At 42.6% G+C, this 23,856-nt stretch carries 27 protein-coding genes and 1 pseudogene; 6 read left to right on the forward strand and 22 right to left on the reverse strand.

The window, feature by feature from the left end; genetic code table 11:
- Together ASC42_RS08045 and ASC42_RS08050 are read right to left on the reverse strand one after the other, a co-directional pair.
- On the reverse strand, positions 1–216 hold a 216-nt coding region (locus tag ASC42_RS08045), incomplete at its 3' end, for a sigma factor-like helix-turn-helix DNA-binding protein (protein WP_141653506.1).
- A gap of 132 nt (positions 217–348) precedes the next feature.
- Positions 349–522: pseudogene (locus ASC42_RS08050) on the reverse strand (divergent PAP2 family protein); the annotation flags it as partial.
- 68 nt (positions 523–590) lie between these two features.
- Here ASC42_RS08050 and ASC42_RS08055 point away from each other — a divergent pair.
- The gene (locus ASC42_RS08055; protein ID WP_021094632.1) at positions 591–722 is read left to right on the forward strand and encodes a Small acid-soluble spore protein; all 132 of its coding nucleotides are present in this window, start codon (positions 591–593) and stop codon (positions 720–722) included.
- A 24-nt stretch (positions 723–746) separates the two neighbouring features.
- Here the strand turns inward: ASC42_RS08055 and acnA are convergent, their stop codons facing one another.
- On the reverse strand, positions 747–3,455 hold the full coding sequence (gene acnA / locus ASC42_RS08060; RefSeq protein ID WP_055441330.1) for an aconitate hydratase AcnA: 2,709 nt from the start codon (positions 3,453–3,455) through the stop codon (positions 747–749).
- A gap of 170 nt (positions 3,456–3,625) precedes the next feature.
- Here acnA and sspO point away from each other — a divergent pair, with 170 nt between their 5' ends.
- On the forward strand, positions 3,626–3,775 hold the full coding sequence (gene sspO, locus ASC42_RS08065) for a small acid-soluble spore protein O (protein ID WP_032099534.1): 150 nt from the start codon (positions 3,626–3,628) through the stop codon (positions 3,773–3,775).
- Between the two features lie 17 nt (positions 3,776–3,792).
- Here sspO and ASC42_RS08070 read toward each other — a convergent pair whose 3' ends face one another.
- Complete coding sequence (locus ASC42_RS08070) at positions 3,793–4,053, reverse strand: hypothetical protein (RefSeq protein WP_035019584.1); 261 nt, start codon at positions 4,051–4,053, stop codon at positions 3,793–3,795.
- Between the two features lie 104 nt (positions 4,054–4,157).
- On the opposite strand from ASC42_RS08070, the gene ASC42_RS08075 reads away from it, so the two are divergent.
- Together ASC42_RS08075 and ASC42_RS08080 are read left to right on the forward strand one after the other, a co-directional pair.
- Positions 4,158–4,301 (forward strand): small acid-soluble spore protein P, encoded by a 144-nt coding sequence (locus tag ASC42_RS08075; protein WP_006318326.1) that lies wholly within the window; start codon positions 4,158–4,160, stop codon positions 4,299–4,301.
- A 78-nt stretch (positions 4,302–4,379) separates the two neighbouring features.
- Positions 4,380–4,817 (forward strand): DUF2621 domain-containing protein, encoded by a 438-nt coding sequence (locus ASC42_RS08080; protein WP_032099536.1) that lies wholly within the window; start codon positions 4,380–4,382, stop codon positions 4,815–4,817.
- 14 nt (positions 4,818–4,831) lie between these two features.
- Here the strand turns inward: ASC42_RS08080 and ASC42_RS08085 are convergent, their stop codons facing one another.
- The 8 genes from ASC42_RS08085 to yneA form a co-directional block, all read right to left on the reverse strand.
- Positions 4,832–5,299, reverse strand: coding sequence for a CcdC family protein (locus ASC42_RS08085; protein ID WP_055441331.1), 468 nt, complete (start codon positions 5,297–5,299; stop codon positions 4,832–4,834).
- Positions 5,300–5,320: 21 nt separating this feature from the next.
- Positions 5,321–5,680: a response regulator gene (locus ASC42_RS08090; RefSeq protein WP_055441332.1), complete on the reverse strand. Its 360-nt coding sequence runs from the start codon at positions 5,678–5,680 to the stop codon at positions 5,321–5,323.
- 26 nt (positions 5,681–5,706) lie between these two features.
- Positions 5,707–6,411, reverse strand: a complete 705-nt coding sequence (locus ASC42_RS08095; RefSeq protein WP_055441333.1) for a cytochrome c biogenesis CcdA family protein — start codon at positions 6,409–6,411, stop codon at positions 5,707–5,709.
- Between the two features lie 113 nt (positions 6,412–6,524).
- Positions 6,525–6,737, reverse strand: a complete 213-nt coding sequence (locus ASC42_RS08100; protein WP_003398951.1) for a YneF family protein — start codon at positions 6,735–6,737, stop codon at positions 6,525–6,527.
- A gap of 119 nt (positions 6,738–6,856) precedes the next feature.
- The gene (gene tkt, locus ASC42_RS08105) at positions 6,857–8,860 is read right to left on the reverse strand and encodes a transketolase (protein WP_055441334.1); all 2,004 of its coding nucleotides are present in this window, start codon (positions 8,858–8,860) and stop codon (positions 6,857–6,859) included.
- Positions 8,861–9,004: 144 nt separating this feature from the next.
- Positions 9,005–9,235: a DUF896 domain-containing protein gene (locus ASC42_RS08110; RefSeq protein WP_032099542.1), complete on the reverse strand. Its 231-nt coding sequence runs from the start codon at positions 9,233–9,235 to the stop codon at positions 9,005–9,007.
- A 6-nt stretch (positions 9,236–9,241) separates the two neighbouring features.
- The gene (locus tag ASC42_RS08115) at positions 9,242–9,937 is read right to left on the reverse strand and encodes a YneB family resolvase-like protein (protein ID WP_055441335.1); all 696 of its coding nucleotides are present in this window, start codon (positions 9,935–9,937) and stop codon (positions 9,242–9,244) included.
- 15 nt (positions 9,938–9,952) lie between these two features.
- Positions 9,953–10,255, reverse strand: coding sequence for a cell division suppressor protein YneA (gene yneA / locus ASC42_RS08120; RefSeq protein WP_032099544.1), 303 nt, complete (start codon positions 10,253–10,255; stop codon positions 9,953–9,955).
- Positions 10,256–10,402: 147 nt separating this feature from the next.
- Here yneA and lexA point away from each other — a divergent pair, with 147 nt between their 5' ends.
- Positions 10,403–11,020: a transcriptional repressor LexA gene (gene lexA / locus ASC42_RS08125; RefSeq protein ID WP_032099545.1), complete on the forward strand. Its 618-nt coding sequence runs from the start codon at positions 10,403–10,405 to the stop codon at positions 11,018–11,020.
- Between the two features lie 43 nt (positions 11,021–11,063).
- Here the strand turns inward: lexA and glnA are convergent, their stop codons facing one another.
- The 4 genes from glnA to hflX form a co-directional block, all read right to left on the reverse strand.
- On the reverse strand, positions 11,064–12,398 hold the full coding sequence (glnA, locus tag ASC42_RS08130) for a type I glutamate--ammonia ligase (RefSeq protein ID WP_055441336.1): 1,335 nt from the start codon (positions 12,396–12,398) through the stop codon (positions 11,064–11,066).
- A 54-nt stretch (positions 12,399–12,452) separates the two neighbouring features.
- A complete protein-coding gene (locus ASC42_RS08135; RefSeq protein ID WP_055441337.1) occupies positions 12,453–12,857 on the reverse strand; it encodes a MerR family transcriptional regulator in 405 nt (134 codons plus the stop codon).
- Positions 12,858–12,957: 100 nt separating this feature from the next.
- Entirely contained in the window at positions 12,958–14,226 is a 1,269-nt protein-coding gene (locus ASC42_RS08140) for a methionine gamma-lyase family protein (protein WP_055441338.1), read from the reverse strand.
- A gap of 13 nt (positions 14,227–14,239) precedes the next feature.
- Positions 14,240–15,493 carry a GTPase HflX gene (gene hflX / locus ASC42_RS08145; RefSeq protein WP_055441339.1) on the reverse strand — a complete coding sequence of 418 codons (1,254 nt, stop codon included), beginning with the start codon at positions 15,491–15,493 and terminating at the stop codon, positions 14,240–14,242.
- Positions 15,494–15,638: 145 nt separating this feature from the next.
- Between hflX and ASC42_RS08150 the strand changes: the two genes are divergently transcribed.
- Complete coding sequence (locus ASC42_RS08150; protein WP_055441340.1) at positions 15,639–16,247, forward strand: trimeric intracellular cation channel family protein; 609 nt, start codon at positions 15,639–15,641, stop codon at positions 16,245–16,247.
- A gap of 88 nt (positions 16,248–16,335) precedes the next feature.
- Here ASC42_RS08150 and ASC42_RS08155 read toward each other — a convergent pair whose 3' ends face one another.
- Genes ASC42_RS08155 through ASC42_RS08180 form a run of 6 tightly spaced genes read right to left on the reverse strand, consistent with a single transcriptional unit; the run spans position 16,336 to position 23,759 of the window.
- Positions 16,336–17,490, reverse strand: coding sequence for a thiolase family protein (locus tag ASC42_RS08155; RefSeq protein ID WP_055441419.1), 1,155 nt, complete (start codon positions 17,488–17,490; stop codon positions 16,336–16,338).
- 14 nt (positions 17,491–17,504) lie between these two features.
- The gene (locus tag ASC42_RS08160) at positions 17,505–18,353 is read right to left on the reverse strand and encodes a 3-hydroxyacyl-CoA dehydrogenase family protein (RefSeq protein WP_055441341.1); all 849 of its coding nucleotides are present in this window, start codon (positions 18,351–18,353) and stop codon (positions 17,505–17,507) included.
- Positions 18,354–18,362: 9 nt separating this feature from the next.
- On the reverse strand, positions 18,363–19,970 hold the full coding sequence (locus ASC42_RS08165) for a long-chain fatty acid--CoA ligase (protein WP_055441342.1): 1,608 nt from the start codon (positions 19,968–19,970) through the stop codon (positions 18,363–18,365).
- Positions 19,933–21,033, reverse strand: coding sequence for a CaiB/BaiF CoA transferase family protein (locus ASC42_RS08170; protein WP_055441343.1), 1,101 nt, complete (start codon positions 21,031–21,033; stop codon positions 19,933–19,935). The genes ASC42_RS08165 and ASC42_RS08170 overlap by 38 nt, the downstream gene beginning before the upstream one ends.
- 11 nt (positions 21,034–21,044) lie before the next feature.
- Entirely contained in the window at positions 21,045–22,187 is a 1,143-nt protein-coding gene (locus ASC42_RS08175) for an acyl-CoA dehydrogenase family protein (RefSeq protein ID WP_055441344.1), read from the reverse strand.
- A gap of 12 nt (positions 22,188–22,199) precedes the next feature.
- Positions 22,200–23,759, reverse strand: coding sequence for a fatty acid--CoA ligase (locus tag ASC42_RS08180; RefSeq protein ID WP_055441345.1), 1,560 nt, complete (start codon positions 23,757–23,759; stop codon positions 22,200–22,202).
- Positions 23,760–23,856: the final 97 nt, after the last annotated feature.

Raw genomic sequence — 23,856 nt, forward strand, 5'->3', positions numbered from 1 at the left:
TTGATCAATAATGGGCAAGACTCGCTTCGTTTCATCGGAATACTCCTTTCCATGATAGTTTTTCTGCCGATGAATAGTGGTTGGAGCCTCATTCTGTTTTAGATATTTGCTTACGGTATTTCTTGAAATCCCTAATTTTTGAGCAATTTGTCGTTGGGATAGACCTTCTACCTCATGCAAGAATTTGATATGATGAAATTGAGCCATCTTGATCATCCTTTTTCTCTCCCTCTGATTAAAAGTTTAGGCACTTTCAATCATAAGGGAGGTAATGAAAATTGGAAATCAGGTGGCTCATTTTTTATGTGATCGAACCCTTCAAAAGTGGCTCAATTTTAAATTATCAAATACAGCAACATATGTGGCCAGCGAAGCAACACCCGCAGAATGTGAACTTGGCATACCTCCTGTTTCAAAAAAAAGCGACCAATCCCACTTTTTTGTTTTTCTTTTCGTCAATGGAATTTTTAAAAATTGCGCTAACGCAATTGTACATAATGCTGTTTGAATGGCTCGATTCATGTCACTGCCTCCTCTTTATATATATTTTTCGAAAGAGACGGATACAATATGCACAGGAGGTGGACATAATGAGTAAAAATAACGGAAGGAATCGTGGGCAAAACGCTCCAAGCGTCAATCCACAAGGATATGATGCTACATTTACACCCGAGCCAAAAAGTGCCTTAGAAAATGCGGCGAAAAAAACGAACAAAAAATAAAGAAGAGAGCGGTCTGCTCTCTTCTTATCGTTTTAATTTTTCGCGTAATACCATCGGTAAAATACCGCCATGGCGATAGTAGTCAATTTCTACTTCGCTATCGAAACGAACAAGTACTTCAAATTCTTTTTTGTTTCCTTGTTCGTCTGTTGCTGTTACTTTAACGTAGTCGCGCGGTTTGACGTTTTCATCAATATGCACTTCAAATACTTCTTTACCTGTCAATCCAAGCGTCTCAGCATTTTCCCCTTCTTTGAATTGAAGTGGTAATACTCCCATAAGTACAAGGTTTGAACGATGGATACGCTCAAAACTTTCAGCAATAACTGTTTTAATACCAAGCAAGTACGTTCCTTTTGCTGCCCAGTCACGCGAACTTCCCATTCCGTAGTCTTTACCAGCGACGACAACAAGTCCTGTGCCATCTTGCTTATATTTCATGCATGCATCGTAAATCGACATAACTTCGCCTGTTGGCCAATATGTTGTATAGCCACCTTCTGTACCTGGTGCAATTTGGTTACGGATACGAATATTCGCAAATGTACCTCGCATCATCACTTCGTGGTTACCACGACGAGACCCATACGAGTTAAAGTCCTTTGGATCGACACCTTTAGAAATCAAATATTTTCCTGCTGGTGTATTTACACCAATTGATCCAGCTGGTGAAATGTGGTCTGTTGTAACAGAGTCGCCCAACTTACCAACCACTCTCAAACCAGTAAGTGGTTTTACTTCTTCCACTTCTGGGGATAGTCCTTCAAAGAATGGTGGATTTTGAATGTACGTTGAATTTTCATCCCATTGATAAAGCGGCTCGTCCGTCGTTTCGATCGCGTTCCAACGCGCGTTATCATCGAATACTCGCTCGTATTCTTTACGGAACAATTCTGGTGTTACCGCTTGTTTCACAACTTCTTTCACTTCTTCGGTAGATGGCCAAATATCATTAAAGTACACATCATTTCCATTTTGATCTTTACCGATCGGATCATTTAATAAATCGATGTCGACGGTTCCAGCTAGTGCATATGCCACAACAAGCGGTGGTGACGCTAAATAGTTGCCTTTGACGAGCGGATGAATGCGCCCTTCAAAGTTTCTGTTACCAGACAATACGCTTGTTACGAGCAAATCATTTTCTGCAATCGCCTTTTCAAGCTCTGGAACAAGTGGACCAGAGTTACCGATACATGTTGTACAACCGTAACCGACGATATTAAAGCCAATTTGCTCTAGGTAAGGGAGAAGACCTGAATCTTTTAAGTACCCTGTGACAACTTTTGAACCAGGTGCAAGCGATGTTTTCACATATTTCGGCACTTTCAAACCTTTTTCTACCGCTTTTTTGGCCACTAGTCCTGCACCGATTAACACATATGGGTTAGATGTGTTCGTACAGCTTGTAATCGCCGCAATGGCAATCGCACCTGTTTTCATTTTTATTTCTTCGCCGTTTAACGTAACTGTTATTTCTTTATCAAAATCCGCCTCAGTCAAGCCAAAACCTTGGTTTCCTTGTGGAGAAACGACAGCTTGACGGAACGATTCTTTCATTTTTGAAAGCGGAATTAAATCTTGTGGACGTTTTGGTCCAGAAAGATTTGGTTCAATTTCTGATAAGTTAATCTCAACAACATCTGTAAATACAGGCTCTTGTGTATCTGGGGTATAGAACAAACCGTTTGCCTTGCAATATGCTTCAACCACTTGCACATGTTGCTCGTCACGACCTGTTAAACGCAAGTAATCAAGCGCCTCTGCGTCCACCGGGAAGAAGCCACATGTCGCCCCATATTCAGGTGCCATGTTCGCTACTGTTGCACGATCAGCTAACGGTAATGTCGCAACACCAGGTCCGAAAAATTCAACGAACTTGCCGACAACACCTTTTTTCCGAAGCACTTGTGTCACTTTTAACGCAAGGTCTGTTGCCGTTGTTCCATTTGGCAATTTTCCTGTTAAGCGCACACCGATCACTTCTGGTACTGGGAAGTACGAAGGTTGTCCAAGCATACCTGCTTCTGCTTCGATACCACCAACGCCCCAACCGAGTACACCAATGCCATTAATCATCGTTGTGTGAGAATCCGTACCTACAAGTGTATCCGGGAACGCTTCATATTCACCATTTTCCCCTTCAACAACGTGAACAACGTTTGCTAAATACTCTAAGTTTACTTGATGCACAATACCTGTTGCTGGTGGGACAGCACGATAATTGCTAAACGCTTTTTGTGCCCATTTTAAAAACTTGTAGCGTTCTGCATTGCGCTCAAATTCTAAATTCATGTTATACTCGAGCGCATCTTCTGTTCCAGCTTTATCTACTTGAACAGAGTGGTCGATCACAAGATCAACAGGAATTTCGGGGTTAATTTCGTACGGATCTCCACCGATGTCCGCCATCGCTTTGCGCATAGATGCTAAATCAACAACGGCAGGGACACCTGTAAAGTCTTGCAAAATAACGCGAGACGGTTTAAATGGAACGTCTACATCTTTCAGTTCGCTCGTTCCCCATTTCGCCAAATTTTCAACATGCTCTTTTGTAATAACGCGTCCATCAACTTGACGAAGTACGGATTCAAGAAGTACTTTAATGGAATACGGAAGGCGTGATACGTCTCCGATTCCTGCTTCTGCAAGCGCTTGTAAGCGATAGTAATGATATTTTTTTCCGTTTACCTCAAATGTAGAACGAGCTTGAAACACATCATTTTTCACCATTATGTATTACCCCCTTCTAAACAAATCATCTTCTCCCACACCCACAAAATTCCTACGCTTTTATCTTAATACAATGCTCTACATAAGTAAATAATAATTGTTTATAAGTTTCAGATAAATGCATATTTTTTTGCTCTCTTTCCAACAATAGTTGCAGGAGGTGAAACAAGATGGTAAAAAGAAAAGCTAATCATGTAATCCCTGGCATGAATGATGCGAGTGCCCAAGGAAAAGGTGCCGGCTACAATGAAGAATTCTCCAATGAGCCGCTGACAGAAGCGCAAAAACAAAATAATAAAAAACGGAAGAAAAATCAATAATCCCGCTCTAAGCGGGATTATTCATACATGTTGACTTCGTCGACAATCGCTTGCAAATCGTGGCGAAATTGTTCAAGCTGTTTTCGTTGTTTTTCCGAAGCTACTTCAAGTGCGTTATTAATTTGCTCAAACGCTTCATTTACCTCTTGTTTCAAATGGTGCAATTGACTTCCATAATCTGCATCACTTTTTACAAGATGATCGTACCATTCTTTTGCTTCCATTGTTCCTTGTTGCGCAGCTTCAAACGCTTGTTGCTTATTTTTATGATAAGGCATGTGATTCACTTCCTCTCTTTTTAATATTATTGTGCCTATTCACGGACGAAATATGCATAAATACCGTTTATCATGCCATCATATGAAAGAAAGGAGTGTTCTACATGAACAAAAATACAAGCAAAGATATGCGCAAAAATGCCCCAAAAGGAGATAATCCGGGACAACCAGAACCACTTAGTGGTTCAAAAAAAGTAAAAAATCAGAATCATACCCGTCAAAAGCATAACTCAAGTCACGATATGTAAAAGAGCTGACGCCATTGTCAGCTCTTTTACTTGATTCCGTTATTATTTTTTTACATAATAAACGTTGAGGTGGAATGTATGCTAACAGGTTGGTTTCTATGGTTTATTTTATTTTGGGTCGTTTTTCTTCTCGTTATGATGTCGATCGGTGGGTTTTTTATGTTTCGAAAATTTTTAAAACGTTTGCCAAAAGAAGATGGAAAATCCGAATTAGACTGGCAAGAGTATTACATTGAACAAACGCGTCACTTATGGTCTGAAAAAGAAAAAGAGTTACTTGAAGATTTAGTTCGTCCTGTTCCCGAGCTATTTCGTGATGTAGCTCGCCAAAAAATTGCTGGCAAAATTGGAGAGTTAGCGTTACAAGAGAAAGTGAATCGAATTACAGAAGATTTAGTTGTCCGTGGCTATATTCTCGCCACACCAAAACGGGACCATAAATTTTTAATGAAAGCACTACGAGAAAAACAAATTGATTTTACAAAATACGAACATTTACTAGCCAAAAAAAGCTAATCGCCTGTTGCTGATTAGCTTTTTTCTTTTATTTCGCGTTGAAGTCGACGATACGATGCGTACATCGCTACGCGCCACGGAACGATCATCGAAAAGGCTAAAATCCAAAACATTCCCGCGAGTTCTCCGTACTCAATAGTGCGACTTAAATATGTTTTTAGAGCTAGACGCAATACAATTAAACCAACAAAAATAAAAACGAACGCTTTTGATCGTTGTAAGTAAATGTCGTTACCTCGAACTTCAAACGAGGATGTTTTAATTAACAAAACAGAAAAAAGCGCCCCAACAAAAATTGCTTCTACACATTCTAGCGCCGTTACTCGAAACATCGGATGAAGAAACATAAGAGCACCTGTGCTCATAAAAATAGGGGGTAATATAATTTTTTTGGCGTTTGTCGGTTTTTCGGCTGCTTTCATACGAATAAAGAAAACGATTCCAGCCATAAATACCGCAAATACTGAACTAAAAATAGCCAAAGTGAATCTTCCTTTCCCGTCTTACTGTAACACACGTTGAATGGCTTCCATGACGCGACTTTCATCAAATGGTTTTACGATAAAATCGAGCGCTCCTGCTTCAATAGCTTCAACGACCATCTTTTGTTGTCCCATTGCTGAACACATAATAATTTTTGCATCCGGATCATGCAATTTAATTTCCTTGACAGCTTCAAGTCCGCTCATTATCGGCATCGTAATATCGAGTGTCACCACGTCTGGCTTTAACTCTATATAGAGCTCAACAGCTTCTTTCCCGTTTTCTGCTTCCCCTATCACTTCATGATTTGCTTTTTTTAAAATGTTCGCTAATGTCATGCGCATAAATTTTGCATCATCGACAATTAAAATTCTCGCCATTTTCTTTCCCTCCACACCCTAAGAAACTAGAAACCTGTAAAGCCACCAAATATATTTGTCATATAGATCGTGATTTTCGTCATCCAGTCAAAAAACAACACAACCCCCATACCAATCATGACATATCCACCGACTTTCATTAGCTTAACATGATGTCTTCGAATCCAACCCATTTTTCCAATAAAAAACGATAAAAGTAAAAACGGCAAAGCAAAACCAAGTGAATAGGCCGTCATATAAACAACACCTAAACTCGGGTTCGTCGCTGCTAGAGCAATGACCGATACTAAAATCGGACCTGTACACGGTGTCCAACCAGCAGCAAACGCCATACCGATAAGAAAAGAACCAATGTAACCTGATGGACGTTGTTGAAATGATAAACGTCGATCAGTCATTAAAAAGGCGGGCTTAAAGATGCCGATAATAACAAATCCAAAAAATACCATCAATATTGCCCCAATTTGACGAATGAGATCTTGGTATGTATGAAAAAAACGTCCAAGCATAGATGTACCAAAACCAATGGCGATAAAAATAAATGAAAATCCGAGCAAAAAAAATAACGTATGTAACAAACTTCTTTTTTGTAGCAATGCATAATCGGATTTTAAATCACTAACAGAAATTCCTGTAATATATGATAAAAAAGCTGGATAAAGTGGTAAGCAGCATGGGGATATAAACGAAAGCACACCTGCCCCAAACGCAACAAGCAGTTGAATGTCCATATGATTGACACTCCATTCTTTCTTCATTTAATTATATTTTATCAAAAAAATACAAATACGAGCAACAGCTTCTTCCTGTGCTAAAAAAGACACTCGTCACGAGTGCCTTGCCTTTATTTTAACTGGTTATTCATTGCTTTCATCATTTGATTAATTTTCTTTTGCGATGGAGTCATACCCATTTGCATCATCATCATTCGAATCATTTGCTCGTTAATCGGTGGATTTTTCTTTAAGTAGTTCATCATTGTTTTACGCGCAATAAAAAATCCTAGGGCAACGCCAGCAGCAAGCGCTACAATGCCTACTAAAATCATTTCCCACATATTTTTTCCTCCTTCATGTTGTCTACATTACACTATACTAAACAATAACGGTTTGTACAATATGTTCAGCAAAAAATCTTTATTCGATAATAAAACGGGGAGATGTGCTCCCCGTTTTATTATTTGTCTAATAATGCTTTAACTCGTGCCACAACGTTTTCCACTGTAAATCCATATTCTTGCATAATTTTTTCACCAGGTGCCGAGGCCCCGAAGCGATCGATAGCTAAAATATCACCTTCATCACCTGTATAGCGCTCCCAGCCAAGAGATGAACCCATTTCGATAGCAAGACGCTTTTTCACATGCTTTGGAATGACACTCTCTTTATATTGCGCTGGTTGCGCTTCAAAACGATCCCATGAAGGCATGCTTACAACAGAAACATGAATACCTTCATTCGCTAACGCTTTTTGTGCTTCTACCGCTAAGCTCACTTCTGAACCAGATGCAAGCAATAATGCTTGTACTTCCCCTTGCGCTTCAGAAACAACGTACGCTCCTTTTTTCACTCCTTCATATGCACGCTCCGCTGTCGTTGCTAGCGTAGGAAGATTTTGACGTGTCAACACAAGTGCCGTCGGACGATCTGTGGATTCTACAGCTAATCGCCATGCAGCTGCTGTTTCGTTTGCATCTGCTGGACGAATGACACATACATTCGGCATCGCTCTTAATGAAGCGAGTTGTTCAATTGGTTCGTGCGTTGGACCATCTTCACCAACCGCAATGCTGTCATGTGTAAATACATATGTGACAGGTAATCCCATAAGCGCAGCAAGTCGAATCGCTGGACGTAAATAATCTGAAAAGACGAAGAACGTACCACCGTACACTTTCACACCGCCGTGAAGCGCCATACCATTTAACGCTGCGCCCATCGCAAATTCACGTACACCAAACCAAATGTTACGACCTTCATAACTTCCAGGTAAGAAGTCCCCTGCTCCTTTAATCAACGTTTTATTTGAACCTGCTAAGTCTGCGGATCCACCTAAAAATTGTGGTACGACTTTTGCGATTGCATTCAGTACTTCTCCAGAAGAAGCACGTGTCGCTAGACTTTTTCCTTCTACATATACCGGTAACTCTTTTTCCCATCCTTCAGGAAGTTTGCCATCAATCGCCATGCGTAATTGTTTTGCTAAGTCTGGATACGCCTTTTCATATTCAGCAAATAAAGCATTCCACTCTGCTTCTTTTTTCTCTCCGGCTTCTTTTACTACTTTTTCAAAATGAGCGTACACTTCGTCTGGAACATAAAAATCTTCTTCAAACGTCCATTTATATGCTTGTTTTGTTAGCTTAATTTCATCTTTCCCAAGCGGGGCACCATGTACATCTGCTGTTCCTGCCTTGTTTGGTGAACCGTAACCGATTGTTGTTTTCACTTCAATTAATGTCGGGCGTTCTAAATCTTTTTGAGCTTCAGCAATAGCTCGAGCAATTTCCTCGATGTTATTACCATCTTCTACACGAATATATTGCCATCCGTACGCTTTGAAACGTTGTTCTACACTTTCTGAAAACGAGAGATTTAATTCACCATCTAGCGAAATATCATTCGAATCATAAAGGACAATGAGGCGACCGAGTTTTAAGTGACCAGCTAACGAAGCAGCTTCTGCAGAAACCCCTTCCATTAAGTCACCATCACCGCAAATGGCATATGTAAAGTGATTGATGATTTCGAAGTTATCTTTGTTGTATGTAGCCGCTAAATGACGCTCTGCCATCGCCATTCCGACAGCCATCGCAATCCCTTGCCCAAGCGGTCCAGTCGTTGCTTCGACACCTGGTGTATGACCGTATTCTGGATGTCCCGGTGTTTTACTTCCCCATTGACGAAACTGTTTAATGTCTTCCATCGTGACATCGTAACCGCTTAAATGGAGCAAGCTATACAACAGCATAGAACCATGTCCTGCTGATAATACAAAGCGATCCCGGTTGAACCATTTTGGATTGCGCGGATTATGGTTCATAAACTTCGTCCATAATGTATACGCCATTGGCGCTGCACCCATTGGCATACCTGGATGACCAGAATTTGCTTTTTCAATAGCATCAATTGACAACGTACGAATGGCTGTAATTGATAATTGTTCGATAGAGTGTGTCATTATCTTCATCCTTTCGTTTGCAAGCATTCTCACCTTTTATGATATAGAAAAGTTCGTAAAATGTACAATGGTTCACAACATTTTTTTTGACAAACTACTGAAAAAAGAGAACATCTATGTAGTATGTTCTCCATGATAAGCACATTAATGCAAACGTTTTTTCTTACTATCCTTTAATTTTTTTGGTGTGACATCATTGCCATTTGGATCAATAACTTTTACAGCATGCAACGTTTCAATCATCGACGCTCGAAAGGCAGCAATATACTCTGTACGGAGTTGAAGCTGTTCTTGCTTTTCTTCATCTGTAAGACCTTCTACTTTTGCTTTTTTAGCTAGCGCATTAATTCGTGCTATTTTTTCAGAAGATAACATTCAACCTCATTCCTTTGTATTAACATTTTTGCTCGTATCATCATACAAAAATTTTTCTTTGTTGGCAAGTTGCTCATATTCTTTGTATCGGCGATGAACGGTAGCTTTTGATACATCATATCCTAGTGAACGGAGCGTAGCCGCAATTTCTGCGAACGTTAAGCGATTTTGACGCAAACGAACAATGTCTTCTATCGGTACGTCTTTCCTATCTCTTCCAGCCTGTTTACCAACATTGCGTAAATTATTTTCCGGTCGATAGCCGTTTTGAACAGCCCGTTGCATCCCACGTTTAATTTTTAAGTTATGTATTTTTCTTTGATACTCCTCTACAATACTAATGATTTCTAACACCATCGAATCGGCTTCTGACAACTGAAGCTCCCCACGATGACTAACTGTATACACGTGAATACCTTCTTTTTGTAAACAACGGAGAAGGGCAATTTTTGCATTTCCCCGTCCGAGCCTTGTTTCATCTTGAACGAGAACGACATCAATGCGATGTTGTTTAATGGCATCAAGCAACTCCATAATTCCTACGCGTTCAATGTCATAACCACTTGCCTGTTCTTCAATGATCTTGATAATATTCATTTCATATTCTTGGGCTAATTTTTTGAGCTCCTCTTTTTGTCTTTGTAACGATGTTTCTTGCGCCTGTTTTGTCGTACTTACACGACAATAAATAATTGCGTTCATCCGTCATCCCTTTCTCTATGGTTTGTTAGCAACAAGTTGATTTTCATGATTTGATTTTAACACAGGAATGACAATTTTCTCACCAACGATTAATCGGTCATCCGAACGCCCATTTACTTTCATCACCCATTCAATAAATTGCTGGTGCGACAATTGATGCTCGTGTTTATATTGATCTGCAAGCTCCCATAACGTATCGCCGGCTGATACTGTAATCTCAACATATTTTTCTTTATCCACAGATTGTGTTACATGTAGAAATGCCCATACAAATAGTACACTAAATAAAACCATCACCACATAATGTGATTTCCCCATACGACCTACCCCCTAGAACATTTGTTTGTATACATAATAACGGGAACTTTTGTTCGTGTCAACTACTTTTTCGAACTTATGTTTGTATTCACGTACAAAATTATGTTATAATATGGACAAAAATTGAAAAGGAAGAGGTGTATAATGATGACGAAATTGTCAAAACGGCAACAACAAATTTTGGACTTTATTAAACAAGAAGTGCGTACAAAAGGGTATCCACCGTCAGTAAGAGAAATTGGCGAAGCAGTTGGTTTAGCCTCGAGTTCTACCGTCCACGGACATTTAGCTCGTTTAGAAAGTAAAGGCTTCATCCGACGCGACCCTACAAAACCTCGAGCTATTGAGATTTTGGACGAGCACGAATCCATCCCAAAAACCAATGTCATCAATGTTCCGATCGTTGGAAAAGTCACAGCCGGACAACCAATTACTGCAATTGAAAACATTGAAGAATATTTCCCTCTTCCAGAACGGTTCGTCTCACCAGATGATCAAGTATTTATGCTACAAATTGTCGGAGAAAGCATGATTGAAGCCGGTATTTTAGACGGAGACTATGTGATCGTTCGGCAACAACAAACCGCTAATAATGGGGATATCGTTGTAGCGATGACTGAAGATCATGAGGCGACAGTGAAGCGATTTTTTAAAGAAAAAGATTATATCCGTTTGCAACCCGAAAATTCAGCGATGGAACCAATTATTGTTCAAAATGCTACAATTTTAGGGAAAGTCATAGGTGTATATCGTGCCATTCATTAAAAAAGGGAACATAAAAAAGCTAACGGAAAAACCGTTAGCTTTTTTAGTAAAGACTCATATATTGCTCACGTTCCCATGGATGTACCGCTGTGCGGAACATATCCCACTCAATTTCTTTCGCTTCGACAAAGTGCTCGAATAAATGTTTGCCAAGCGCGTTAACAATTACTTCATCCGATTTTAAGTTTTGAAGCGCTTCTGCTAATGTTGCAGGTAAGTCAACAATACCTTCTTCTAAGCGTTCCTCCTTTGTCATCACATAAATATTGCGATCGACTGGTGCAGGAGGTGTTAATTTATTTTTGATTCCATCTAATCCAGCTGCCAATAATACAGCCATCGCTAAATATGGGTTTGCCGCAGGGTCTACACTACGCACTTCAATGCGCGTACTCATGCCACGTGACGCAGGAATGCGAATAAGCGGGCTTCGGTTGCGTGCTGACCAAGCAACGTAACAAGGTGCCTCATATCCTGGTACAAGTCGCTTATACGAGTTCACCGTCGGGTTTGTTACTGCTGTAAAGTTTGGCGCATGCTTTAACACACCTGCGATAAACTGCAATGCTGTTTCACTTAATTGCAATCGACCGTTTGGATCAAAGAAAGCATTTTCACCATTTTTAAAGAGCGATAAGTTACAATGCATGCCTGAACCATTCACGCCAAAAAGCGGTTTTGGCATAAATGTCGCATGCAAACCGTGTTTACGTGCAACTGTTTTTACGACAAGTTTAAATGTTTGAATATCGTCGCATGCTTTTACGGCATTCGCATACTTGAAGTCAATTTCATGTTGCCCTGGTGCAACTTCATGATGGGATGCTTCGATTTCAAATCCCATCTCCTCTAACTCTAGTACAATATCGCGTCGGCAGTTTTCACCTAAATCCGTTGGTGCTAAGTCAAAGTAACCGCCATTATCGTTTAACTCTAACGTCGGCTCTCCTTTTTCATCTAACTTAAATAAGAAAAATTCCGGCTCTGGACCTAAATTAAACTCTGTAAATCCGAGCTCCTCCATCTCTTTTAATACACGTTTTAAGTTATAACGTGGACACCCTTCAAATGGCGTACCATCTGGATTGTAAATATCACAAATAAAACGTGCCACTTTTCCTTTTTCTGCTGTCCACGGAAAAATCACAAATGTATCTAAATCTGGGTATAAATACATATCAGACTCTTCGATACGAACAAATCCTTCGATCGATGATCCGTCAAACATCATTTTATTATCGAGCGCCTTTTGTAATTGACTAACTGGAATTTCCACATTTTTAATCGTGCCGAGAATGTCTGTAAACTGCAAACGAATATACTTTACATTCTCTTCCTTAACAATACGAAAAATGTCTTCTTTCGTGTACTTAGCCATACATATTCCTCCCCCAAAATGAAAAAGATCATTTATGTTAAAAAACATAAATTTTTAGTGAAAAAAGCGAGCAATATCTCCTTGACGAAGCGATGCCCGATTAAAACGGCCGGCTTGCATTAACTCGGCACGCAACAGTTTGCGCAACTCCGCTTCGGACAAATCTTGTTTCATCACTTTCGGTGCAACAGATGGCGTTGTTTCCGTATGTTGTTGTTGACGCGAAGCAAAAATTTGTTTAATGCCTGCTAAATTAACACCTTGCTCGATTAAATCTTTAATTTCAAGCAAACGATCCACGTCATTAAACGAAAATAATCGGCGGTTACCTTCTGTCCGAGCAGGTGAAACAAGACCGTGTTCCTCATAATAACGAATTTGTCGCGCTGATAAATCTGTTAATTGCATAACGATGCCCATTGGAAATAACGGCATGGAGCGACGAATGTGACTATTCATGTCGACCCCTCCTTACGTAATACGTATTTTCATTTTATTCTATGTCACTTTATATGTCAATGATATGTTATATTTTATCACATATTTTTTCTGAAAGATTTTATAATTGAATTAATTGTTTTTCAAGCAATCGATCAATCGCCATACACACAGCAATTTTTACATGTGAATACGTTAATCCGCCTTGCACATACGCCACATAAGGCGGCCGAATTGGCCCATCAGCTGATAGTTCAATGCTTGCACCTTGTACAAACGTTCCTGCGGCCATAATGACGTCATCTTCATAGCCTGGCATGTAGTTTGGATATGGCGTAAAATGCGAATTGACAGGAGACGCAAATTGAATCGCTTGACAAAATGCGATCATTTGTTCTGCATCGTCAAATTGCACAGATTGAATTAAATCGGTGCGTGTTGCGTTCCATGTCGGATACGTATTCATACCAATACGCTCAAGCATCGCCGCAGTAAAGACCGCGCCTTTTAACGCTTGGCCGACAACATGTGGCGCTAAAAAAAAGCCCTGATACATCTCCTGCAAGCTGTACAGAGAGGCGCCTGCTTCCGCACCAATTCCCGGTGATGTCATCCGATACGCACACATTTCGATATATTCGCGTTTACCAACGAGATATCCTCCTGTTTTTGCTAATCCGCCACCTGGATTTTTAATAAGTGAACCAGCAATTAAGTCTGCACCAATATGGCATGGTTCCTGCTCTTCGACAAATTCTCCATAACAGTTATCGACAAACACGACGACGTCTTGTTTGATTGCTTTGACAAAATCAATCATCTCTTTTATTTCAGCAATAGTAAACGACGGACGAGGGTCATATCCTTTCGAGCGTTGAATGCCGATCATTTTCGTCCGTTCGTTAATCGCTTGTTTCACCGCTGCAAAATCGACTTTCCCTTCAGTGGTCAGCGGAACGCTCTGATAGTCGATATGGAACTCTTTTAACGAACCGATGCCTTTGCCACGAATACCGACGATTTCTTCGAGCGTATCGTATGGTTTGCCGGTAATATATAATAGTTCATCTCCCGGACGTAATACACCAAATAAGGCAATTGTAATCGCATGCGTGCCAGAAATAATTTGTGGACGAACGAGCGCCCTTTCTCCTCCGAATACGTCGGCATACACTTTTTCGAGCGTATCACGTCCGATGTCATCATAGCCATATCCTGTCGATGGAATAAAATGTGCATCGCTTACTTGATGGTGGCGAAAGCTTTGTAATACACGATATTGATTGGAATCCATACGCTCATCAATTGCTTGATGAATCGGCGCAATTTGTGCCTCAATTTCTTTAACGAGCCTGGCAATTTTTTCTCCATGTGTAAAATGCTGAAACATAACAAAACCCTTTCTATTTACTGTATGTTCTTAGTTGTAACAAAAGTGGATGCTCTGGCAATATGTAACCACTACATTCATACATACCACTTTGTTCATTGAAATGAATGTGTCGTACAATTGTTTCTGCTTTTAGCTGGGCGAGCAATTTTCCTACAAACGCTGGAATCGCCACATCGTAACGCTCCATCGCTTCTGTCATCTTTTCTTCAATAAAGCTGCGCAAATTTTGAACATCTTGTTCATAAAACGCACTCACTAACATATAATCAGTCTTCGGGCTTGGTACAAAGCTTGGAAGAACGATGTCACGTTTGTTATATACCGTCGCCATTGGAATGTTTGTCGCTTCCAGCTCCTCAAGCAAACGGTAAACGGTTTGTTCATGTTGAATATAGTCCGGATTTGACGAATCAACAATATGTAAAATTAAGTCGGCTTCTTTCACTTCTTCTAGCGTCGAACGAAACGCCGCAACGAGCGTTGTCGGCAAGTCTTGAATAAACCCGACCGTGTCCGTCAAAAGCGTGGTATAGCCACTTGGTAACACCAGTTTCCTTGTGAGCGGGTCTAGTGTCGCGAACAATAAATTTTCTTCAAACGCATCCGCGTTCGTGAGCCGGTTAAAAAGCGTTGATTTCCCAGCGTTTGTGTAGCCGACTAGCGCGATTTGAAACACCGCATTTCTCTTTCGTCGTTCGCGATACCGTCCGCGATGTTCAACGACCGCTTTTAGCTGCGCTTTAATTTCGTCGATGCGGCGACGAATATGACGACGGTCTGTTTCTAGTTTCGTTTCTCCCGGTCCTCTCGTCCCGATTCCACCGCCTAATCGAGAAAGTTTTACACCTTGTCCACTTAAGCGCGGCAAAATATATTGTAACTGAGCAAGCTCGACTTGCAATTTCCCTTCCCTTGAGCGAGCACGGCTTGCGAAAATATCTAAAATAAGTTGCGTCCGATCAATGACGCGTACGTTTAATAACTTCGTTAAGTTGCGGTTTTGGCTTGGTGACAATTCATCATTAAAAATAACGACATCTGGTTCAAGCTGTTCAACAAGCCGAACAAGTTCTTCCACTTTTCCTTTACCGATATATGTCGCTGGATGAATCGTGTCCCGTTTTTGTGTAACACTTATGACTACCTCACCGTTTGCAGTATGAACGAGTGAAGCAAGCTCTTCTAGCGAATACGAGAACCTTTCATCATCAACGTGTGGTAATTGACACCCAACGATAATGACTCGCTCTTGTTCTTTTTGCATATTTTCCCTCTTTCCTGTTGAACGTCTGTTCTCATCATAACAAATCTTATGTAAAAGTGCTATGACTGAAAAATGATCGTTGATTTTTTCATATTTTATACATAAAATTTTAACGTAATGTTACATTATAGAAAGGATTGCGAGAATGACTTGGGAAGTATTAAGTATGATTGGTACCATTGCTTTTGCGATTAGTGGAGCTATTGTCGCTATGGAAGAGGAATACGATATTTTAGGTGTATACATCCTTGGAATTGTTACGGCATTTGGTGGCGGTGCTGTGCGCAACGTATTAATTGGTGTACCTGTATCTATTCTTTGGCAACAACAAACACTTTTTTTTATTGCATTTATTGCGATGACGATTGTCTATTTGTTTCCACAAAAAACGTTGCCTCATTGGCAACGTTGGGGAAACTTTTTCGATGCCCTTGGACTTTCAGCCTTCGCCATTCAAGGGGCGCTGTATGCCGTTCAAATGAATCGTCCGCTAAGCGCAGTGATTGTTGCGGCTGTATTAACTGGGAGTGGTGGCGGAATGATTCGCGATATACTAGCCGGAAGAAAGCCTCTTGTATTACGTGATGAAATTTATGCTGTTTGGGCCATTGTAGCGGGGGTTGCTGTCGGAACGGGAATCGTACATTCTTCTGTTAGTTTGTATGTATTATTTGTTATCGTTGCAACTTTGCGCATTTTATCTTATACATACAACTGGAAATTGCCGAATAAGTCATTGAAGGCGGAAAACTGAAACAGAGGGTGTCCCGAAAATAACGGGACACCCTTTCTTATTACCATGTATACCATGAAACACCTTCATAAAACTATGTCGTCCCTCATTATTCTTCGTATCGTTCAACAATAGTCGCGGTTGCCATGCCGTGCCCAATGCAAATCGTTAATAGTCCATAGCGTCCCCTTCGTCGTTCAAGTTCGTGAACGAGCGACGTTATCAGTTTCACACCCGTTGCCCCAAGCGGATGACCTAACGCAATCGCACCGCCGTTGACGTTTACTTTCGAAAGCGGCGCACCGATTTCTTTTTGCCAAGCAAGGACAACAGGAGCAAACGCTTCGTTAATTTCGACAAGATCGATATCGTCAATCGTAAGGTTCGCTTTTTGCAATATTTTTTTCGTCGCCGGAATGACGCCGTCCAACATGTATGTCGGGTCGGAGCCGACGACCGTTTGGGCGATGATTTTTGCTTTCGGCTTCAAGCCGAGGCGAAGTGCTGTTTCGCGCTCCATCAGTAGCACGGCCGCTGCGCCGTCGCTCATTTGACTTGCGTTTCCAGCTGTAATTTTTCCGTCTTGTTTAAAGACCGGCTTCAACACTGCCAACGCTTCAAGCGATGTATCTTGGCGCGGTCCTTCATCGGCGGTTACGATGATGTCGTTGCCGTCTTGATCAATCCCACCTACTGGTACAATTTCTTCAGTGAAACGACCTTCTGCTTGCGCCCGAAGCGCCCGTTGGTGGCTTTCGTACGCATATGCATCTAACTGTTCTCGTGTCAATCCGTATTTTTCAGCAATCAATTCAGCAGAAATGCCTTGGTGGACGAATTCGTATTTTTCATGGAGCGACGGTGGAATCGTCCGCTCGTTTCCATCGCTTAAAATCGGCACTTTCGTCATACTTTCCACACCAGCCGCAATCGTGATGTCCATATCGCCTGATTTAATTTCCTGCGCAGCGAAATGAAGCGCCTGCTGCCCCGAACCGCACATGCGGTTAATTTGCACTGCGGGCACGTCAATGGGAAATCCTGCCTCAAGTGCCGCTAAACGCCCGATATTATATCCTTGCTCGCCAATCGGTGTCACGCATCCCATGACAATGTCCTCAACAAATTGCTTTTTTACTCCGGCTCGCTTGACGACTTCCTCAAGCACGACAGCCGCTAAATGAACCGGATGTTTATCGCGAAACACTCCGTTTCGCTTGCCAACAGGGGTGCGTACCGCTTCGACAATCACCACTTCTCGCATATCTTTCCCTTCTTTCACTCGTATGTGTAAAACCCTTTGCCTGTTTTTCGGCCGAGATGTCCTGCTTCGACAAGTTTGCGAAGCGTTTGTGGCGGGCGGAACCGGTCGCCATATGCTTCTGTCATATTTTCACTGACAAATAACATCGTATCTAACCCAACTAAATCGGCAAGTTCAAGCGGTCCCATTGGGTAATTCAGCCCGAGGCGAATCGCTTTGTCAATATGTTCCGCAGAGGCGACCCCTTCTTCATACATGCGAATGCATTCAATCATATGCGCCGCGATCGCTCTTGTCGTCACAAATCCTTGCATATCCTTGACGAGAACCGTTTCTTTGCCGATAGATTCCGATAGTTGTTGAATCGCTTCGATCGTTTGTTCGGACGTCGCCACGCCTTTGACGATCTCAATGAGCTTCATGACTGGCGCTGGGTTAAACCAATGCATGCCGATGACTTGGCTCGGACGTTTGGTGGCTGCGGCAATCGCCGTGACGCTTAATTCCGACGTATTTGTCGCTAAAATGGCTTCTTGTTTCGCATAGCGGTCAAGCTGTTCAAACACTTGTTTTTTGAGCGGCAAATGTTCTGGGACCGCTTCGATGACAACGTCCGCTTCTTTTACTGCTTCTTGCAAATTCGTTTCGGTTTGAATGCGAGCAAGAATAGCCGTTGCCTCTTGTTCTTGTAGTTTGCCAGCTTTTACGAAACGAGAAACGCTTTTTTGAATGGACTTCATTCCTTTTTCAAGCGCCGCTTCGGAAACATCGTATAAATAAACCGTTTTTCCGCCCATCGCTAGCGACTGGGCAATGCCGCTTCCCATTAAGCCAGCACCGATGACCGCCATTATTTGCATCATTAACTCCTCCTATTGAACGTTTGTAAAATAGTCGCGCAATTGTTCACGTAATTTCATTTTCAAAAATTTTCCGACACTCGTTTTCGGAATTTCGTTCATAAAGACGATCTCATCTGGCAGCCACCATTTCGCAAATTGCGGGCGTAAAAAGTCGTATAGTTCCTCTTTTGTCACATGTTTTCCTTCCTTCACTACAACGCAAGCGATCGGTCGCTCTTGCCATTGCGGGTGCGGCACAGCAACAACCGCCGCTTCAAACACGGCTTCATGCGCCATCAACGCGTTTTCTAAATCGACAGACGAAATCCACTCCCCGCCACTTTTAATGACGTCTTTCGTGCGGTCGACAATTTTAATAAACCCTTCTTCATCTACTGTCACGACATCGCCTGTATATAGCCACCCGTCGCGAAATGCATCTTTGCTTCGTTCATCGTTGTAGTATTCGTCGGCAATCCACGGACCGCGCAAGCATAGTTCGCCCATTTCTGTTCCATTCCATGCTACTTCGCCGTCTTTGCCAATCACTTTCATTTCTACCCCAGGGACAAGAAATCCTTGCTTCGCACGGATGTCCAATTTTTCTTCGTTCGATACGTGCTGTTGGTAGCTTTTCAGACGCGATAAGACGACAAGCGGGCTCGTTTCCGTCATGCCGTATGCGTGTACGAACGGGATGCCGTATTTTTCTTCAAAGGCGCGAATCATTCCTTTCGGCGCTGCTGAACCGCCACATAAAATGCGCGTTACGCTGCGTAAATCGTACGTGCCTTTCTCCAATTCGTTCAATAAGCCAAGCCAAACGGTCGGCACACCAGCGGCAAGTGTCACTTTTTCTTGTTCCATTAGTTCTGCCAATATTTTCGGTGTAAATGCCGCCCCCGGCATAACAAGCGTCGTCCCAAACCAAACCGCGGCAAACGGCAAGCCCCACGCATTCGCATGAAACATCGGCACGACCGGCAGCGCCACATCCGATTCCGATAGTGCCGCACTATCGGCAAGCCCTAGCGCCATGCTATGGAGAACGATGCCGCGATGGGAGTATAATACGCCCTTCGGATTCCCGGTTGTCGCAGACGTATAGCACATGCCAGCAGGATGATGCTCGTCGATATCTTTGACAAATGAAATCGGTTCGGCTTGTTGTAACAATTCCTCATAATGATAAACAGGCGACAGCGCCGTCTCCGGAAGCGTCGGCTCATCGGTCATAATAATAAACGCCTCGACGTTTATTTCGTCTTTCACCCGTTCAATGAGCGGCAATAAATCGTCGTCAATCAATAGCACGCGGTCGTTGGCGTGGTTAATAATATACGCGATATGTTGCGGCGACAGGCGAATGTTAATCGTGTGCAACACCGCCCCAATGCCTGGAATGGCAAAATACGCTTCTAAATGGCGATGATGGTTCCACGCAAATGTACCAACACGATCTCCTGTATTGACGCCAAGTGTTCGTAGTGCACTAGCAAGCTTTCTCGTCCGCTCGCCAATTTCTTTATACGTATGGCGGACAATCCCGTTTTTCATCCGCGAAATGACTTGTTTTTTCGGAAAAAACATTTCTGCCCGTTCAAGCATTGTCGCAATATTTAATGGAATGTTCATCATTTACCACCACTCCTTTATGTTCGTTTAGTTTTGGGGCTCGTGTACGTTTCGTAAAAAACTGCTCATCGTAACGGGTCGCTACTTCGATTTGGTCGTTGTCGATATGAATCATTTTTCGGTACGTATCGCTTGTAAACCACGTTTTCGCCTCATCGGTTTCTAATACCGGTGTTAAACAACAGTCGACTTGTCCAGAAAAAGCGATCCATTGTTGAAACGTTTTCGAACGAAACAACTGCTTTATTTCTAGAAAGAGAGGATTGTCGTCGCAAGCCGCTGATAAATGCCCTTCATACCATTCAGGCTTTTCGACTGCATCGCAAAAATTGCGCCAAAAATGCGCTTCAAGCGCCGCGAGCGCCACGTACCGCCCGTCTTTCGTTTCGTACAGATGATACGACACAACTGTCCCAGCTAATATCGGAATGCCATTTTTTTGTCCGGTATAGTGCTCGAATACAAAATGGTTCGTCATCATCGCAAGCAATCCATCAACAAGGGAAACGTCTATATAACGTCCTTTCCCCGTCCGTTCGCGCGCATATAACGCAGCGGTAATTTGTTCGACGACATGCATGCTCCCGATGAGATCAGCAAGCGTAATCGTCGGATGAATTGGGCGACCGTCCGCTTTCAGCTGGGCTAAAACACCTGAAAGCGCCATGTAGTTTAAATCATGACTTCCAAACGATGCATACCGGCTATGTTGACCGTAGCCACTAATCGAACAATATACGAGTGATGGATTCATAATGGATACGTCTTCATAGCCGAGCCCAAGTTTTTTCATAACACCGGGGCGAAAACTTTCGATAACAACGTCCGCTTGGCGGATGAGCTGTTGCGCCGTTTGAACATCTGCTGCATTTTTCAAATCTAGCGCTATGCTTTTTTTATTTTTATTGTTCGCATCAAACAGGCAGTCGTCGGCTAGCTCCCGCATCCGATCGCCTGCTTTTGGCTCAATTTTGATGACTTCCGCTCCTAAATCCGCTAAGCGAAGGCTAGCAAATGGGCCAGGGAGGTAGTGAGAAAAATCAACCACTTTGATTCCGTCCAGCAATAAAATCCCCCCTAAAGCCCGAGATGTTTCGCGATGATCATTTTCATTACTTCGTTCGTGCCTGCATAAATAGCACTAACTGGGATGTCGCGATAACGTCTAGCAATTTCGTATTCTTCCATATAGCCATAGCCTCCATGAAGCTGCATTCCTTCCGAAGCGACACGCTTTGCCATTTCCGTCATCCACCATTTCGCCATCGATACGTTGGCCACGACGTCTTTCCCCGCAATATGCTGTTCGATAATATCATCAAGAAACGCGCGCCCTAATGCAATTTCCGTTGCCATTTCCGCTAGCCGGAATTGGACGGTTTGAAATTGGCTAATCGTTTTTCCAAACGCTGTACGCTCTTTCACATATCGTTTCGTTAAGTCAAACATCACTTCTGCTGCTGTTTGGGCAGCGATGGCGACGATAAGCCGCTCTTGTTGTAATTTTTCCATTAAATAGTAAAAACCTTTTCCTTCTTCGCCAAGCAAGTTTTCTGCCGGAACTTTCGCGTCGCTAAAAAATAACTCGGCTGTATCTTGGGCATGCAAGCCGACTTTTTCTAGCTTCCGGCCGCGTGTAAATCCCGGTGTTTCTCGTTCGACGACAAGGAGACTCATGCCTTTATGCGGCGGATTGGCCTGCGGATTTGTTTTGCAGACGACGATGACTAAATCCGCATGAATGCCGTTTGTAATAAACGTTTTTTGCCCGTTGACGATATAATGGTCACCATGTTTCACTGCTGTTGTTGCAATACTTGCTAAATCAGAACCTGCTCCTGGCTCAGTCATCGCAATAGCGGTGACAAACTCCCCAGACACGCATTTTGGCAACCATTTTTTCTTTTGCTCGTCTGTTCCGTACGACGCGATGTACGGAACGACGATATCATTATGCAAGCCGATGCCGACAAGGCTTGACCCTACTTTTTCTAACTCTTCATTAATGACGACCGAATAGCCGAAATCGGCACCAAATCCACCATATGTTTCGTCTACCCACGGACAAAGGAAGCCGTTCTCCCCCATTTTCCTCCAAAACTCCCGTGGAATGATTCCTTGTTTTTCCCATTCGGTATAAAACGGATACGCTTCTTTTTGTAAAAATTTACGGAACGCTTCACGAAATATATGATGTTCTTCCTGTAAATATGTTGCCATGCTGTCACCACCCTATGATTGCGCCATTTTCTTCATTTGTTCGCGCAATAAAAACTTTTGAATTTTTCCGCTCGCATTGCGTGGTAGTGCATCGACGAAATAATAGGCGCGCGGTCGTTTGTATGGCGCGAGTTTGTCGCTTTGTTTGCAAAACGCCTCTAATTGTTCGACGGTAAGCGCGTTGTCTTTTTTCACAACAAACGCAACAACTTTTTCTCCCCATAGCGCATCCGGCTCTCCAAGTACAGCGACATCAAGCACTCCTTCATGCTCATAAAGCACGTCTTCTACTTCGCGCGGATAGACGTTTTCTCCTCCGCTAATAATCATGTCATCGACGCGATCGGCAACGTATAAATACCCTTCTTCATCCATATAGCCTAAATCGCCGGAATGATACCAGCCTTTATACATCGCTTTTTCCGTCGCATCTTCACGGTTATAGTAGCCAACCATCATGCACGGGCCTTTGACAATAATTTCGCCGACTTGTCCTGGCGGCAAGATGTCGTCTGGGTCAGACGGTCCATCTTCGCGCGGTTTGACGATGCGAATTTCATGGTTTAAGCACGCGCGCCCGGCAGACCCGGCTTTCGTTAATTGCTCATCTTCGTATAAGAAAGTCACCGCCGGTCCCATTTCCGTCATGCCGTACGCTTGAATTAATTCAATTCCTAACCGCTCTTTGCATTCTTTCACAAGCACTGGCGCCATCGGAGCAGCTCCGTATAATCCGATGCGAAGCGACGATAAATCATAATCGGACAATTTCTCTTGCAGCAGCATATTCCACATCGTCGGTGCAGCAAATAATATAGTAATTCGCTCTTGCTCGATGACGCTTAACACTTGTTTCGGATCAAAATGGTGGACGATGACGTTTGTTGCTCCAGCGTGAACACGCGGAAGGAAACAACAATGCAATTCTGCGCAATGAAACATCGGTGCGGTGACAAGTCCCCGCTCTGTTTCGCGAATGCGCATAACGGAATTGCAAATCAAGCTTTGTTCGACCATGTCGCGATGTCGATGCATCACTCCTTTTGGTCGCCCTGTCGTTCCGCTTGTGTACATAATCGCATACAAGTCATGTTCAAAAACATCGATGACTGGAAGTTCGCTATTTGCGCGTTGGATTTGTTCACGATAGGAAACTGCATATGCTGGTGCTTGCCCATCAATGGCCCAAAAAGAAATATGTGGAAATTCACGATGGATGGCTGCGATTTGTGGCTCAACGGCTTGTTCAAATAGCACGATTTTTGGAGTAGCATCAGCTAAAATGTAAGCGATTTCTTGTGAACGTAAACGAAAGTTGATCGGGTTGAAGACAGCCCCGATTTTCGCGCACGCAAAAAAAGCAGTCGCCAGTTCTGCCGTATTAAATAACACGGTCGATACGCGATCTCCTTTTCGGACTCCCGCTCCTAAGAAAGCGTTTGCAAGTTGGTCCACTTCTTTTTCCCATGCTTCGTACGTATAACGAAGCCCTGTACGAACATCAACAAGCGCCTCTTTTTTGGGGAATTTCCTTACAGACTGTGAAAATAGTTCTCCAATTGTAATATGCAAAATAACCCCTCCTCAACTTTTTATATTAATATAAGTAATATTTTTTATTTTCAGACTATATTCTACAAAATAAAAAAGAAACCCTTCTTTCTTACAT

Source organism: Anoxybacillus suryakundensis (assembly GCF_001418025.1).
In the GTDB taxonomy this organism is placed as follows: Bacteria; Bacillota; Bacilli; order Bacillales; family Anoxybacillaceae; genus Anoxybacillus; species Anoxybacillus tengchongensis.